The 16,357-nt window shown below is 42.6% G+C and carries 12 protein-coding genes; 5 read left to right on the top strand and 7 right to left on the bottom strand.

Going from position 1 to position 16,357, the window contains the following annotated elements; genetic code table 11:
- Nucleotides 1–160: 160 nt before the first annotated feature.
- Complete coding sequence (sixA, locus tag N5E84_RS02925; RefSeq protein ID WP_017042529.1) at nucleotides 161–625, bottom strand: phosphohistidine phosphatase SixA; 465 nt, start codon at nucleotides 623–625, stop codon at nucleotides 161–163.
- A gap of 214 nt (nucleotides 626–839) precedes the next feature.
- On the opposite strand from sixA, the gene N5E84_RS02920 reads away from it, so the two are divergent.
- Nucleotides 840–3,617 carry an insulinase family protein gene (locus N5E84_RS02920; RefSeq protein ID WP_019281576.1) on the top strand — a complete coding sequence of 926 codons (2,778 nt, stop codon included), beginning with the start codon at nucleotides 840–842 and terminating at the stop codon, nucleotides 3,615–3,617.
- Between the two features lie 26 nt (nucleotides 3,618–3,643).
- Here the strand turns inward: N5E84_RS02920 and N5E84_RS02915 are convergent, their stop codons facing one another.
- A complete protein-coding gene (locus N5E84_RS02915) occupies nucleotides 3,644–4,240 on the bottom strand; it encodes a VOC family protein (RefSeq protein ID WP_047687817.1) in 597 nt (198 codons plus the stop codon).
- A 205-nt stretch (nucleotides 4,241–4,445) separates the two neighbouring features.
- On the opposite strand from N5E84_RS02915, the gene argS reads away from it, so the two are divergent.
- A complete protein-coding gene (gene argS / locus N5E84_RS02910; RefSeq protein ID WP_029388093.1) occupies nucleotides 4,446–6,182 on the top strand; it encodes an arginine--tRNA ligase in 1,737 nt (578 codons plus the stop codon).
- An 83-nt stretch (nucleotides 6,183–6,265) separates the two neighbouring features.
- Complete coding sequence (locus N5E84_RS02905) at nucleotides 6,266–6,694, top strand: HIT family protein (protein ID WP_013856359.1); 429 nt, start codon at nucleotides 6,266–6,268, stop codon at nucleotides 6,692–6,694.
- A 112-nt stretch (nucleotides 6,695–6,806) separates the two neighbouring features.
- On the opposite strand, the gene N5E84_RS02900 is transcribed toward N5E84_RS02905, so the two are convergent.
- The 5 genes from N5E84_RS02900 to znuA form a co-directional block, all read right to left on the bottom strand.
- On the bottom strand, nucleotides 6,807–7,037 hold the full coding sequence (locus N5E84_RS02900; protein WP_010318896.1) for a FeoC-like transcriptional regulator: 231 nt from the start codon (nucleotides 7,035–7,037) through the stop codon (nucleotides 6,807–6,809).
- A complete protein-coding gene (feoB, locus tag N5E84_RS02895; protein ID WP_013856357.1) occupies nucleotides 7,034–9,307 on the bottom strand; it encodes a Fe(2+) transporter permease subunit FeoB in 2,274 nt (757 codons plus the stop codon). Before feoB ends, N5E84_RS02900 begins: the two co-directional genes overlap by 4 nt.
- Nucleotides 9,307–9,534, bottom strand: a complete 228-nt coding sequence (locus tag N5E84_RS02890; protein ID WP_013856356.1) for a ferrous iron transport protein A — start codon at nucleotides 9,532–9,534, stop codon at nucleotides 9,307–9,309. The genes feoB and N5E84_RS02890 overlap by 1 nt, the downstream gene beginning before the upstream one ends.
- Nucleotides 9,535–10,304: 770 nt before the next feature.
- A complete protein-coding gene (locus tag N5E84_RS02885) occupies nucleotides 10,305–13,667 on the bottom strand; it encodes an AraC family transcriptional regulator (RefSeq protein WP_069212008.1) in 3,363 nt (1,120 codons plus the stop codon).
- A 172-nt stretch (nucleotides 13,668–13,839) separates the two neighbouring features.
- Nucleotides 13,840–14,718 (bottom strand): zinc ABC transporter substrate-binding protein ZnuA, encoded by an 879-nt coding sequence (gene znuA / locus N5E84_RS02880; protein WP_017048516.1) that lies wholly within the window; start codon nucleotides 14,716–14,718, stop codon nucleotides 13,840–13,842.
- An 84-nt stretch (nucleotides 14,719–14,802) separates the two neighbouring features.
- Here znuA and znuC point away from each other — a divergent pair, with 84 nt between their 5' ends.
- Both znuC and znuB read left to right on the top strand, forming a co-directional pair.
- Nucleotides 14,803–15,585: a zinc ABC transporter ATP-binding protein ZnuC gene (gene znuC, locus N5E84_RS02875; protein ID WP_013856354.1), complete on the top strand. Its 783-nt coding sequence runs from the start codon at nucleotides 14,803–14,805 to the stop codon at nucleotides 15,583–15,585.
- Nucleotides 15,578–16,357, top strand: a complete 780-nt coding sequence (gene znuB, locus N5E84_RS02870; protein ID WP_013856353.1) for a zinc ABC transporter permease subunit ZnuB — start codon at nucleotides 15,578–15,580, stop codon at nucleotides 16,355–16,357. The genes znuC and znuB overlap by 8 nt, the downstream gene beginning before the upstream one ends.

Genomic DNA, 16,357 nt, shown 5'->3' with positions numbered 1-16,357 from the left:
ATAAATATCTATAAATGCGACAATGCGTTAACTCGGCGATGCAATTTTTAGTCCAGTAAAACAGTCAAAATAATGGCTACATTGGTAAAGGCAATAACCCTTCACTTAACGTAGCCTAGTTATTCAAATTACGTGAACTTCTTTTACTTTGAATGGTGGTTTAAGGATTAATACTCCAGATCTGCTGTCCTTTACGCAACTCTCTATCATATTCGATACCAATCAGACCGGATGTGGGGAACATTGGAGGGACTAAATCGGTAACGAATTCAGCCGCGAGATAGCCAACTAACGGTAAATGAGACACCAGCAGCACTGATTCGATTTGTTCTACATCGGCCAAGGCAGAGACATACTCAAATACCACTTCCGCTTTCCCATAAGGTGTGATGTCATCACAGGTCACAACATCATCGGCATTAAAATAAGAGGCTATCGCAGCCCAAGTTTGCTGCGCCCGTAAGTAAGGGCTTACCAATACTTTATCTACATGGCGAAGATCTTGCTTTTCACAAGCACGAGCCACAGCAACAGACTCACGAAGACCTCTTTCGGTTAAGGCCCTTTGTGCATCACTCGCTGCATAATGTTCAGCTTCTCCGTGACGCATAATAAAAATCTTCATTACTCATTCCTAGTGGTTATTATCTATGCCGTCTAGGCGGCTTTATTCTCGATTATATCAGGCAACCAAGCAAAGACTTCGACACTGTTAACAGTCTATTAAAAAGTCTCCTGAAGGACTAAAATGGCACTTCGCTCATAAAATCATTGCTTGAAATTTGCACCTAACCGTTTCAACGCCATAATTAAAAAAGCCTTTTCTGTGGAGAGTCACTGTGCATTTAAGCCCTAACGACACCAACCAATACCGCTACATTACGTTAACTAATGGTCTGAGAACATTACTTATTCAAGCGGATGATGCACAAAAGTCAGCCGCTGCTTTAGCGATTAATGTGGGGCATTTTGATGACCCTGAAGACAGAGAAGGTCTTGCCCACTATCTGGAACACATGCTGTTTTTAGGCACAGAAAAGTACCCGAAAATTGGTGAGTTTCAAAGTTTTATTAATCAACATGGTGGCAGCAATAACGCATGGACTGGTACAGAGCACACCTGTTTTTTCTTTGATGTAAGCCCAAATCATTTTGAAAAAGCCTTGGACCGATTCAGCCAATTCTTTTGTGCCCCCTTATTTAATGAAGAAGCCCTAGATAAAGAACGCCAAGCGGTGGATTCTGAATTTAAACTCAAACAGAATGATGATTCGAGAAGGCTCTATCAGGTTCAAAAAGAAACCATCAATCCGCAACACCCGTTTGCTAAATTTTCAGTGGGTAATTTAGAAACGCTGTGTGATAGAAATGGTGTCTCTATCCGTGAAGAAATTGTCCGTTTTCACCATGAAAATTACTCGGCTGATTTGATGACGCTCTCGCTAGCAGGCCCACAGACACTTGATGAGTTAGAGCAGTGGGCAAGAGATGAATTTTCCTCCATCCCAAATAAACAGCTCGGCCCGAAAAAAATAGAGGTGCCTTTTGTTTTAGACGCGCACCGAGGCGTCTTGATTCAAATCGAGCCACGAAAAGAGATCCGCAAACTGATTTTAAGCTTCCCTGCCCCAAGCACGGATGACTTTTATCATGTCAAACCTCTCTCTTATTTCGCCCATCTCATCGGTTACGAAGGTGAAGGCAGTTTAATGCTGGCATTAAAAGAGAAAGGTTGGATCACGTCCTTATCGGCTGGAGGCGGCGCGAGTGGCAGCAATTATCGTGAGTTTTCGATAAGTTTTAGCCTGACACATGAAGGCGTAAAACAGGTCGATAACATCATCCAGTCACTCTTTACTCAGATTAAATTAATCGCAGATCAGGGGCTAAACGAATGGCGTTACCTTGAGAAAAGAGCGGTGCTTGAATCGGCTTTTCGCTTTCAAGAAACGACAAGGCCATTAGACATGGTCAGCCATTTAGTGGTTAATATGCAGCACTATCAGCCGCAAGACACCATCTATGGCGATTACATGATGGCGGGCTACAACGAATCGCTACTTAAGCAAGCACTTCATTATTTAACTCCTGAAAATCTACGCGCCACGTTAATTGCTAAAGATGGGTATTACGATAAGAAAGCGAAATGGTATTTTACACCTTATTCAATTACTCCATTATCGGCGTCACAACTTGCAGCATTCGCAACCCCTTGCGACATTGAAACAAACTTACCGCCACTCAATCCTTTTATCTGTTACTACTTAGACCCAAAACCGTTAGAGCCTTCAACGTCTTTACACCCGGAAATCATTGAAGAGTTACCAGGCTTTCGTTTATGGCATCTACAAGACCATGAATTTAGAGTGCCTAAAGGGGTAATTTACATCGCGATTGATAGCCCCATCTCGGTAGCCACTGCTCGAAATATTGTTAAAACACGTCTCTGTGTGGAAATGTTTTTAGACTCGCTGGCCACGGAAACTTATCAAGCAGAAATTGCTGGGATGAGTTACAACATGTACGCTCATCAAGGCGGCGTCACCCTGATGCTTTCTGGTTTTAGCGAAAAACAACCACAGTTAATGGAGATGATTCTCGCACGCTTTGCTAAACGTGATTTTAGCCTAAAACGCTTTAACACCATCAAGCAACAACTGCTTCGTAACTGGCAAAACACCACTAAAGATCGTCCAATTTCGCAGCTTTTCAATGCAATGACGGGTATTTTACAACCCAACAACCCTCCTTATGAAACGCTACTTGGTGCCTTAAAACAGATAGAAGTCGATGAGCTCAGTGATTTCGTAGAACAAATATTAGCGCAACTTCATGTTGAGATGTTTGTCTATGGCGACTGGTTAAGAAGTGATGCACAAGCGATGGCAGATACGCTTAAAAATGCATTACGAGTCAAAGATCAACAGTACGAGGAATCATTAAGACCACTCGTCATGCTCGGAGAGAGTGGGACTTTTCAAAAAGAGGTTCACTGCGATCAAGAAGATTCTGCTGTGGTGGTCTATTATCAGTGCAATGATGCCGCACCGCGCAGCATCGCCTTATATTCATTAGCTAATCACTTGATGTCCGCTACATTTTTTCATGAAATTCGTACTAAGCAGCAACTTGGTTATATGGTCGGAACGGGCAACATGCCATTAAACCGTCACCCAGGCATCGTACTCTACGTCCAGTCACCGAATGCTGCGCCTTATGAGCTGATTAGCGCTGTAGATGAATTTTTAAATGCTTTTTACATGGTGCTGCTGGAGCTCAACGAATACCAGTGGCACAGCAGTAAACGTGGTTTATGGAATCAAATTTCAACCCCCGACCCCACCCTTCGCAGCCGTGCGCAAAGACTTTGGGTTGCTATCGGCAATAAAGATGCGGGCTTTGATCAAAGAGAGCAGGTTTTGAGTGAACTGAAATCACTCAGCCGCAGTGATATGATTCGCTTTGTGGTCAATGAGCTAAAACCAAGGACCGCCAATCGACTGATCATGCACAGCCAAGGAAACGCACATCAAACGGTTCAGAAACTCAGTTTAGGGCAAGAAATTGGCTCAATTGAAGCGTTCCAGCTTCGGCCTAAAAGCTATAACTTAGGGTAACAGTACTTCATCGCCATCAGAGCAATTTATCTTTGCTCTGATTTTACGATCTCTTTTAAAGAGTGGGGATGCAGTTTAATACACACGCCTTGCCACTTAAATGCAACCGTCGGGTTATGTAATCGCTCTCCTTCCCCTTTTGGACTGGACAATTTAACTTGAACACCTTGAGTGTCTAATGTTGTCCAGCATTCTTTTAATCGTGGGTAAACCGACAGTATATCCTGCAAATAGGCTTGCGCGGTTTGTGCCTCAGATGGCACCACAAATTCCACATGCTCCCAGCTCTGCTCTGGGTAAATTTTCCCCTCGGCAGGGTAAGGCAATTCCAAACATTCTATTGACCAACCATTAGCCGATAGCGGTACCGCAAATTCAATCACAATGATAGGACGGCCATTTATCTGAGCACTCGATATTTCTCGTCCTTCCTCCAGCCATGCCGCATGTGCTAATGACGCTAATTTACGATCATTAATGCGCAGTGCAATGTGGTCAGCTTGATTTGTGGATAAATCAATATGCAAAATTTTGGTTAATTCTTGAATTTTATGCATAAATTTATCTAAATTCTGCTTAAGCTGTTCAGGATGAAGCGCTGCATTCTTTAATGGTTCAAGCATTTAAATGGTCCAAAATGATGATTATCGTCTAATAGTACCAACAACTCTTCGAAAAGTAGAAAATTTCCTAATTTAGTCCCTATAAGCGCCTCAATAAAATTGGTATTATGTGCGCCAAATGATGAACAAAATTAAGATATGTATTGGCACTAAATGGTGAATAAAATGCATACCTTTGCAATTCCAAGAATTAAAGGAAACGCGTGTGAATATCCAAGCACTGATTAATGACAAAGTATCTCAGGCTCTTGAAGCCGCAGGCGCACCAGCTGGCAGTCCTGCTGCTGTTCGCCAATCGGCCAAAGCGCAATTTGGTGACTATCAAGCCAATGGCATTATGGGCGTAGCTAAGCAACTGGGTACCAACCCGCGAGAATTTGCTCAAAAAGTATTGGATGTTCTGGACCTCGATGGCATTGCGAGCAAAACGGAAATTGCAGGCCCAGGTTTTATCAACATTTTCCTCAGTGAAGCGTTTCTTGCTAAACAAGCTGATATCGCCCTAGCAGATGAGCACCTTGGCGTAACAAAAGAAGCGCAGAAGACGATCGTCGCAGACTACTCAGCGCCTAACGTTGCCAAAGAGATGCATGTAGGTCACTTACGCTCAACCATTATTGGTGACGCTGTTGTGCGTACCTTGGAATTTTTAGGCCATAAAGTGATCCGCGCCAACCACATCGGTGACTGGGGCACGCAATTTGGTATGTTGATAGCCAACCTTGAACGTGTGCAACAAGAATCTGGTAACGAAGTTTCAATGGAACTTTCCGATCTTGAAGCTTTCTATCGTGAGTCAAAAAAACTCTACGACGAAGATGAAGTGTTTGCCGCTAAAGCACGAAATTATGTGGTCAAACTACAAAGCGGTGACGAATTCTGCGCTCAAATGTGGAAAAAATTGGTGGACATCACCATGATCCAAAACCAGCGTAACTATGATCGTTTGAATGTTTCGCTCACGCGCGATGATGTGATGGGCGAAAGCATGTACAACGACATGTTGCCCGGCATCGTAGCCGATTTAAAAGAAAAAGGTTTGGCGCAAGAAGATGATGGCGCACAAGTCGTTTTTCTTGAAGAATACAAAAATAAAGATGGCGAGCCGATGGGCGTTATCATCCAAAAACGTGATGGCGGCTTCTTATACACCACAACCGATATCGCGTGTGCAAAATACCGTTATGAAACCTTGGGTGCGGACCGTGTGCTGTACTTTATCGACTCGCGTCAACATCAACACCTAATGCAAGCATGGACGATTGTCCGCAAAGCGGGCTATGTACCTGAAGAAGTGACTCTTGAACACCACGCCTTTGGTATGATGTTAGGCAAAGATGGCCGCCCGTTCAAAACTCGTGCTGGCGGTACTGTTCGTCTGGCCGATCTTCTCGATGAAGCGCAAGAGCGTGCCGCTAAATTAATTGAATCCAAAAACCCTGATTTAGACGCCGCAGAAAAAGCGAACATTGCCAATACTGTCGCGATGGCCGCAGTGAAATATGCTGATCTTTCTAAGCACCGTACTACCGATTACGTGTTTGACTGGGACAACATGTTGGCATTTGAAGGTAACACTGCACCTTACATGCAGTATGCCTACACACGTGTCGCGTCAATTTTTGCTAAAGCAGGCGTATCGATGGATAACCTGACGGGTGAAATTAAAGTCACACAAGAGAAAGAAAAAGCTTTGATTGCGAAACTTCTGCAGTTTGAAGAAGCGGTACAAGCTGTTGCCCGCGAAGGCCAACCTCACATTATGTGTAGCTACCTATTTGAATTAGCTGGCCAATTCTCTAGCTTCTATGAAGCATGCCCAATCTTAGTCGCTGAAGATGAAAGTGTGAAACAAAGCCGCCTAAAACTGGCTGCGTTGACAGCAAAAACCATCAGGCAAGGTCTGTCGCTACTCGGTATTGATACATTAGAACGTATGTAACGACAGCTATGAATGAATGAAAGGGTTGACCATGGTCAGCCTTTTCTTTTATCGGTGATAACATCCGTGCAAGTGAGATTGACATGAATTTTGAACTCCACCCGCAACTGGCCAAAGACACTTCCGTCATTGGCGAATTTCCTCTTTGCTTAGCATTACTCCATAAAGATAATGCCGTGCCTTGGATTATTCTGGTGCCTAAACGTGCCAATTTAAAAGAGCTGCATCATCTACCAATGCAGGAACAGCAACAATTTTTGTGTGAATCTCAAGCCGTTAGCCAAGCTCTTGAAGCCACGTTTTGTCCAGATAAACTCAATTTAGGTGCGCTGGGTAACATGGTTCCTCAGCTCCATATTCACCATGTTGCTCGATTTAAAAATGACATAGCATGGCCTGGGCCTATCTGGGGCAATACTCAAGGGATAGTGAGAGCCGAACAAGAGCAGCAAGCGATCTTAACCAGAATCCAAAATGTTCTATCACTGAGTTCTATTTTTAGAAAAGGATAAACGTCGTCTCTCACACAATATATTAGGTAAAAGATAGATTGGATAAAAGTTTGAAAGCCGCTGACATCAGCGGCTTTCGTTTATCAGACAGAATGCCTAGCATCAATTATGACTAAAGTACGACAGTCAAAGACAGCCCGTTATTTCGGTTAAGCCCATAACGCACTCTTGTTACGTGGTGAGCCTTGTTGGTATCGATAGTGCGCGACAACACACCTTTTCTTATCCACACGGCTAACATAGCGTCAACGCCGTCCTCACTGAGCGAAAATTTTTTCGCAATCGCCGAGCGGCTAACGATCCCATTCTCTTCAATGTAGCGCTTTAGCTCATTTAATATCATGCCACTTGTACCTCAAGCACCGTTTTCTGCTGGAGTCCTTTTCGCTTAAGCATTTTAAAGGTCAACAAACTCGCCATAACAATGGCAATAATCCACGTTAAACTTTCAACTGGGGTTTCGGTGATCCTAGTCGCTTGGTAATAAAGCGCGGCGCCACCATACGCAAGCCCCATCGTCCATACTGCGATAAAACGAGCGTAATTCGCACCAAACTCACGAACATAAGCCCCCATGGCTGCAACACAAGGCGTGTAAAGCAAAATGAAGATAAGGTAGGCAAATGCGGCATGACCAGTGACAAAGTGCTGTTTCAAATTACCAAAGATTGAGGCATCTACGGCTTGCTCTTCAGCCACTGCGCTACTGTCTGTCAAGTCTCCGACTTCGATACCGAGCGGATCAGAGAAGCTTAATCCCGTTAGGTTTTCTGGAATAGACATAACCGCTTCTTGTAGGCTCGCCATTAGGTCATATTCACTTTCATCACCTTCAGCAGAGGTATATAAATTGTTTAATGTTCCGACTACCGCTTCTTTTGCAAAAATACCCGTGATGATACCCACTGTCGCTGGCCAGTTATCTTGATTGATACCAATAGGAGCAAATACTGGCGTAACCACTTGAGCCACTTTTGATAACACTGAGTTGTCACTATCTTCATTACCAAAGCTGCCATCAGTACCAACTGAATTGAGGAAGCTTAAGATCATAACGACGATGACAATCGTTTTCCCTGCACCGAGAACAAAACGTTTTAATTTCTGCCATGTTTTGATCATGACGTTTTGTACCGTTGGGATCTCGTAATCTGGCATCTCCATCACTAGGCTGTCGCTTGAACCCGGATAGAGCGTATGCTTCAAAACCAAACCAGTGAACACTGCGGCTAAAATGCCCAATAAATAAAGAGCAAAAACTACATTTTGACCGCTTTCAGGGAAAAATGCCGCAGCAAATAGCGCATACACGGGCAAACGTGCACCACATGACATAAAGGGTGCCATCGATGCCGCTAATTTACGTTCACGTTCTTGATCTAGAGTACGGGTCGCCATAATCGCGGGAACGTTACAACCAAATCCTAAAACAAGCGGAACAAACGCTTTACCCGGTAGGCCTATCTTCTGCATCACTTTATCTAAAACAAAAGCCGCGCGAGACATATAGCCTGAACTTTCGAGTACAGCTAAAAATAAGTACAAACAAGCGATAACTGGGATAAATGTGGCGACGGTTTGAATACCTCCGCCAAGGCCATCTGCTAATAATGTCACTAGCCAAATAGGCAAATGATCATCCAGTAAGTAGTGCCCGCCATCAACCAATAACGCCCCGACGCCAATGTCGAAGAAATCAATGAAAGCGCTCCCAATATTGATCGAGAACATAAACATTAAGTACATAACCACAAAGAAAAACGGTACACCCACCCATTTATTTAAAATCAGCTTATCTGCTTTTTGTGTAAAACTGTGGCTTAGTTTCCCTTCGGTTTTGCGGATCTGCTGGCACTGTTCATGCAAAAATGTGTATTTGGTATCAGCGACATGCAGATCAATATCCAAACCACTTTGCAATTGCTCTTTCTGGATAAGCTCACGCTGCACTTCTGGTAATCCATTAATCACCAAAAGATCATTTTCTAAAGCACGAATAGCCAATGCGCGAGGTGCCACTTGCTTATGTTGAAAAATAGTGGCTAATTTTCCGATCGATTGTTCAAATGCACTACCGTAATCCAATAGCAGTTCTTTAAGAGCTACGCCTTGCAGCAGTACTTTATGCAGCTTTTCTTTGAATCGACTCACCTGCTCTTTACTGGTAGCAGAAAGCATAAAAACGGGGCAACCTAGAACTTTCTCAAGTTGTTGAATGTCTAGGCTTTGACGCTCTCTTTTTAAAGCGTCCATTTTATTCAAAACCACAATCATTGGACGCCCGAGCTCTCTCAATTGAAGCGTCATATAGAGACTGCGCTCCAAACACGTCACGTCCACAACGTTAATGATTAAATCAGCAGGATGTGTAAGAACCGCTCTAGAGGCAATGGATTCGTCAATGCTGTTACTGTCATTCCCGCTGTCAAGTGCGTAGATGCCCGGCAAATCCGTTAGTATGAATTCATCTCCAGAATGAGTGTAGCGACCCGTTTTTTTCTCAACTGTAACACCAGCCCAGTTACCGACTTGTTGCTTAGAACCAGTCAGCCCATTAAATAACGTTGTTTTGCCACTATTAGGGTTACCAACGGTTAGAATTTGATATCGCACTACGCTCTCTCCACTTCAATACAAGCGGCTATATTTTCACGTACCGCTAAAGAGACGCCTCTCACTTCAAGTTGAAGTGGATCTCCCATAGGAGCTCTTCTGATTAACGTAACAGTAGTTAGAGGCAGCAAGCCCATCACCATCAATTTTTTACGAATGTCATTTGGAAGTTGATTGAACGCGACAATGCTCGCGCTATCCCCTTCATTTAATTGAGATAATTTCATCTATCTTGCTCTCAATGGTAGTGGTAATGAGAAATATTTTTATTAACAGGCGAATGATACACGCGCTAACCCTCTATTTTATTGCGTGAAATCAAAGATTGCATAAATCCATCACGTTGTTTTCGGTAAATAAACTGACGTTAAAAACGTTAAAAAATTATCAGGTACAAATGAGCTCAACATAAAAAAATAAACAAAAACAGATGGAATTGAAATAAACCATTAAAATCAATCAGTTAATGTTAATTATATATTTTGTCGTTTTTCTTATACTAGGTTGTCGTTAATTTTATAAATGAAATAAGTCCTTTGCCATATAGTAAATCCATCGAAAGGAATTACTCCTTAGATACAAATTCCAGAGGTGGTACGGGTGTTACTCGTATCACTCCGGCAGCAAGCGAAGGTGTCATTGACACCCGTGGTATAGTCCCCCCGGCTATACCACGATCTTTTTTTTCTACTCATCTCATCTTTACCGCAACACAATCACCGACCCAGCCTGTTTATTGAGTAAGTGCTATTTCCAAAATAAATTGATATTACGACTTTGAGTATTAATGAGTCTATCTACGCAAGCATAGACAAATATGCGCAGCTAACACAGCAGCCAATCTAATCAAGAAGGGAGATACAGCTTGATTGCAGGCCGGCGGAAAGTGAGTTCATCTCCACACACCTGAATAAGCTTTGTGATTAGGGTGACTGAATGTCGCTAACATCGCTGCAGTTTCAAGTGGGAAAGTTATCACTATTTATCAGGGGCGGTATTACTCGTTATCATCAACAAATTGGGTTGGCGATAAACCGAAGTGATGTTTAAATCTTTGGCTGAAATAAGACGGATCATTAAACCCACAATCAAAAGCGACTTGGGCGACTTTTCCTCCTGCGAGCAAATATTGGCACGCTTTCTCTAAGCGGATCTCATTTAGATACTCTTTGAATGTTTTATTGGTGATCGCTTTAAAACGACGCTGCAAGCTACGCTCCGATACGAAGAGTGATTTAGCCGCACTAGAGGTACTAAATTCAGGATCTGAATAGTAATTGTGTACCAATTTTTCTACTTTTTTAAGCCACTCTTTTTCCGTTACATCAATAGACTTGTCCTCTGAATGCTCTTCTACGACGATCATTTCAGGTGCATCACTCACAAGCTCTACTGATGGCCAAGAAAGCTCAACTAAATTTCGTTCTGGCGATGAAAAAATATGTATTTCCCCACCACTGCGCTGCACTAACAGTTGCATTTCCTCTAGCTCAAAACCAGAGATACGCTTATCACTATTGATGGATTGCACCTGATCGCCACAGTCAATCATCACAATAAACAGTCTTTTCTCCCTTTCATAACAATGAATTTGTAGCTCTTGATTTCTATAAAGACGTTTTACCGCATCAGACAGTAGCGTATTGAAAATGATGTCTAGGTTAAAATGGGCAGATTCAATATAAGCTTGTTTAAGCTCATTGTTCACCGCCAACGAAATATTCGCTTTCGCGAACTCTTCACGCCATCCGTCCACACAAGAGTTCAAGATGATCGATAGATCGTAGAGCAACTGAGTCGCTGTTTTATCATTTCTTACGTTACGAAGTAACGCCAGTTCACGTTTTACTTTTAAAGCTAAAGACTCAAGTCGCGCGAGTTGATGGAGTTGGGAGCGATAAATCAGCTGATTTAATGTAGGAGTAATAGAATCTAACATCTGTTCAACAACGATATGGCGAATTTGTAATTGCTTGCGCAACTGCTGGTTATTAGTCAAAACAATTTTGCTTTGATGCCGTAGTTGATCCGTTTTCAAGGCCACCTGAGCTTTTAACTTTCGGTTTACTTTGGTAACCCAACGAGAACGCCACCATGAAGCAAAAGCAATAAGGCCTATAGAAAGGCAAAGGTAAAGAACAATAGCCCATGAAGACCAATACCACGGGTTATCCACAATAAATGATAGACTGTTTATCATACTGTTTTGCGGATTTGGACTGTAATTTCTCACCAGCAAACGATAGTGTCCAGGTAATAGGTGATCAAGTGTCAACTGAGCGCTTTCTAATCTCTGCCACTCCTTATCCCCTGCAATACGATACTCCAATGATAAGGCTCTCGATTCTGGCAATGCACCAAACAAAAAGCTTATCGAACTTCCATATTCCAGTTCTAGTGTCTGAAAACGACCACGACCGAACATGACAGGAATGTGATCGACATTCACTTGGCTAAAGATAATATTGGTATTAGGAGGGGTAGCAACCGTGAGTTCAGAGGACCATGCTGTCACTAAGCCAAAACGGGAACCTAGCAGCAACTGCTGTTGGTTATTGATAATACTTGATTCGCAAACTCCACTTTTAAATTCATTATTCATCAATCCGTGTGGATCACCAAAATGCTTTACCATCTCACCCATAGGATTGTAGAGCGAGATTCCTTGTGAGGAAGTCAGCCAAATACCGTTGCCCGTTTCAGTTAAACATTTGGGGCTAATATTCTCTTCAACCATATCAATAGATCGAATATCACTACGATCATGTGCCAAAACAAAGACACCATAAGCACTAGCAAACCAAACATCGCCCTTGCTACTCTCAAATATATCAATGCTTTGTCCATAATGACTAGTCGCTCGGAGAAAAACAATTTTGCCTTTGTCAAAAAGATAAACACCATGGTCAGTGCCGATAAATATCCCTCGCCGAGTTGACTTAAGTTTTATTATTTTTGCAGGCAAAAATGCATCAACAAACCATTCAGAACCGAAATCGGTTAGCGAGTTATCGGCCAACTGATATGACCACAAATGGTTACCTGTTGCTCCCCACAACAGTCCTTCATGATCAAATTCAAGATGTTTAGTATCATTCGAACGCAGCTTCAGAGGTAAAACGCTCGTTTCTATCATCTTTTTTGTCTGCAAGTGATAAATAACGATGCCTGTATGTGTAGCTATCCATAGAGAATGATCATCTATTTGAGCGACATCATGCACTTCTCCAGGGAAAATAAGTTTAGGCTCTTGCCAATCTTCAGCATCGACTTGGTACAACCCTTGTCGAGTTAAAAACAAATACCCTTTATTATCTGACCTTGTCACAATTTTTGTTATGGGATTATTGTTGAGCTGTGCAATGGAATGGCGCTTAAATTTTTGTCCAAACAAAGAAAAGTAACGAACACCTTTATCCGTTGCGATCCAAATCCCACCTTGTAAGTCATTGACCAATGAATAAATTTTATTGCCTGGTAACCCATTATTGTCTTGGTCATTACTTTCTAACTTGACGGTTTTACCTGTCAAAAACGAATGAACAAATAATCCATCTTCAGTACCAATCCAATACTCTTGATCTGTCTCAGCAACAGATAATACATGGGAATCTCCAACCAACTTTTGTTGGCGCTTTGGGTCCTCGACATCAATAATCAGCCCACCATTGAGCGTTCCAATCACAAGTTCTCTACGTTTCTCGGAAAAATAGAGTTTCTCAATGAAGTTTTTACCAGAGCTGAGCACGTGAGAAAAACTCTCTCCATCTGACAGATAGACTCCAGCATTAGTGGCTAATACCCATTTAGAAAGCACAAACTTCGCATCATTAACGATCAATCGACTAGCTTGATTTAATTGATACATTTCTTTAAAAGAATAAGTAACTAACTTGTGGGTTTGCGCATGGTATGTATAAAAGTGCGTCTCATCGGCTAACCAGATGAAATTACCTGACGAACCTATTTTTTTTATGATGATTCCAGGCGTTAAGCTAAATACTAATTCGCGATCTTGTGCGGGATAAGTTCGATAAAGTTCATTATCAATGAACGTCCAAAAAGCGTTATTAAGATAGGTAATATTTTCGCTCTCTTGTGAAAGCACTGAGCCACGCCGGGGAAGGATGTTTTGTCCATCAAAGAAAACCACTTTGCCATGCACATCGTGTATCCAAATTCCCCCTTCTTCACCTAAAAACAAATTTTGTGCGGCAAAAATTTTCCCTTGAGCCTGAGCTGGCAATGGATAGAAGATGGAAGGTGCTTTGTCTAGAGCTTGTGTCCCCTGCGCTAATAAAAGCGTCAGAAAACCCAAGATCCAGAGCAAAGGTTTAAAATAGTCGTTCTTTCCTTTCAACAGACAGAGCCTCAATCAATAGCACGCCAAATTGCAAACTGTTTTTTCGTGGCGATAATTATCAAAACATTCTAACCAAAGATAAGGCTTTTTGAAGCTAAGAAAGCGACAATCTGTGAATCTTTATCCTAGATTTCAGTGCAGATCGTACAACATACAATACAGCGTACATCTATTGAGACAAACAAGTGTAAAAGTTGTTGCTCAGCTGATTTAACAGCTCAAAATAGCTGCCACTTTTCACTTTGATATCTGCGCCTAATGGATCAAGTACTCCCGTTTTAACCTTAGTGCCACGAGTCACAGTATCAATTACTGCAGGAGTAAACTGAGGTTCTGAAAAGACACACTTTGCTTCATTATTAATAATGGAATTTTTAATGGTGATGAGCGTTTTAGCCCCCGGTTTTCTATCAGGACTAACGGTAAAATGGCCGAGGTTATTCAAATGATATTGCTGTTCAAAATAACCGTATGCATCATGAAAAACATAATATCCTTTATCACTAATTTTGCTCATCTTCTGCATGATTGCTTGATGAGTCGAGTCTAATTGAGCCAAAAAGCGGACTAAGTTTACTTTATACTGCTCGGCATTAGCGCTATCACTTTTCACTAAACTTGCGGTAATCGCCGCTGCCACTTGCTTGGCTTGATCGGTTCCAAGCCAAAAATGTGGGTCATACATACCATGGTGATGCCCATCATGATCGTGTTGTTCGCCACTGAGCTCTCTCAGTGTCAGGCCATCAATTTGGCTGATGGTCAAAACGTTGTGGTGACTCGCTAATGTCTTACTTAAGAATGGCTCAAGGTCTTTTCCATACCAAATCACTAAATCCGCCGCTCTGATTTTTTTAACATCAGAAGGGCGCAACGCATAGTCATGCGGTGAGGTATTTGCCCCCAGTAGTACTTCTGGTTCATTCACATCGAGAGTCAATTCATATGTAATCATCTGAATCGGCTTAATGCTGGTCAAAATGACCGTAGACCACGCCAAAGGCGATAATGTTATTAAGCAAAGAAGGAGCATAATCTGACGCAACATGATGGTTTTTCCATTCGGTATATAGCGTTAAAGGGAACGAAATGTTACATTATAACACTTCCGAATTGCAAATAAGTTCCATTCATGTCCAACTTAATTCAGCTGCAAGGCATTTGTGTCGAATTCAACAACCGCCGTGTTTTGGACAATGTCAGTATCAACCTAGAAAAAGGGAAGATTACCACACTGATAGGTCCTAATGGTGCGGGCAAGTCGACGCTCGTTAAAGTATTGCTCGGGCTACAGCCCGTCCATAGCGGAACGATGACGCGCGTAAAAAACCTTAAAATTGGTTATGTTCCTCAAAAGTTAAAACTTAATGACGCGTTACCACTCCCCGTTAAACGATTTTTAAGTTTAGCCGGACGTTTTAGTCAGCAAGAGTTGCTAGACGCACTCCGGCTAGTCGGGGCCGAGCATCTTCTTGATTATGATATGCATAAGCTGTCCGGTGGTGAAACACAACGGATTCTTATCGCCCGTGCATTGCTACAGCGCCCAGATATTCTAATTCTTGATGAACCAGCCCAAGGTGTTGACGTGCAAGGGCAAATTGATCTGTATGATCTTATCGATGCCATACGACATCGTTTCGGCTGTGGTGTCTTCATGGTCTCTCACGATTTGCATCTGGTGATGGCAAAAACGGATGATGTTATCTGTCTTCATCACCATGTTTGCTGTTTCGGTTCACCTGCAACGATTACTCAACACCCAAGCTATATCGCATTATTTGGTACGCGCAATCGCGAAGCCTTAGCTTTTTACCATCACAAACATCAGCATCATCACGACTTAGCAGGCCAACCTGTGAAAGGAGATGCAACTTGCTGTTCAAATCATTCACACGGTCACCATCATGATTGAATTTCTTCTTCCATCAATATTAGCAGGCCTTGGTATTGCCGTTATCGCAGGTCCCCTTGGGTCATTCGTGGTTTGGCGAAAAATGGCTTATTTTGGCGATACCCTCGCACACGCCTCGCTGATGGGATTGGCGCTAGGCTTTTTGCTTGATATCAACCTTTATCTTGCGTTGCTCGTTTGCTGTCTTGGGCTTGCAATCATTTTGGTTACTATGCAGAAACAGCAGCTTGTGGCGACAGACACTTTGCTCGGCATTCTCGCTCATAGCTCGTTATCCATTGGTCTCATTGCAGTAAGCTTCCTTGATAACGTTCGCATCGATTTAATGAGCTATCTCTTTGGCGATTTATTGGCGGTAAGTTTTACTGATTTAGCCTTCATTTGGGGGGGAGCGATTGCAGTAAGTGCACTGCTATTTCTTTTTTGGCGGCCATTACTTTCAACTACAGTGAACGAAGAACTTGCGTTTGTTGAGGGCATCAACGTTGATTTAATGCGTTTGCTGCTAATGCTATTAATTGGGGTGGTGATTGCACTAGGAATGAAATTTGTTGGTGCTCTGATTATGACATCGCTGCTTATTATTCCCGCGGCGACCGCTAGGCGACTCACAAAAACCCCAGAGCAGATGGCAATATTAGCTTCTTTGGTCGGCGCTTTAGCTGTGCTGGGCGGGCTAATCCTCTCGTGGCATTTTGACACACCTGCAGGCCCTTCGGTTGTCGTGACGGCTACAACGATGTTTATGTGCAGTCAACTTGTAAAACGCTAG

It is taken from the genome of Vibrio sp. J502, from assembly GCF_025397955.1.
In the GTDB taxonomy this organism is placed as follows: domain Bacteria; phylum Pseudomonadota; class Gammaproteobacteria; order Enterobacterales; family Vibrionaceae; genus Vibrio; species Vibrio anguillarum.
This window is presented reverse-complemented; position numbering and strand designations above follow the sequence as displayed.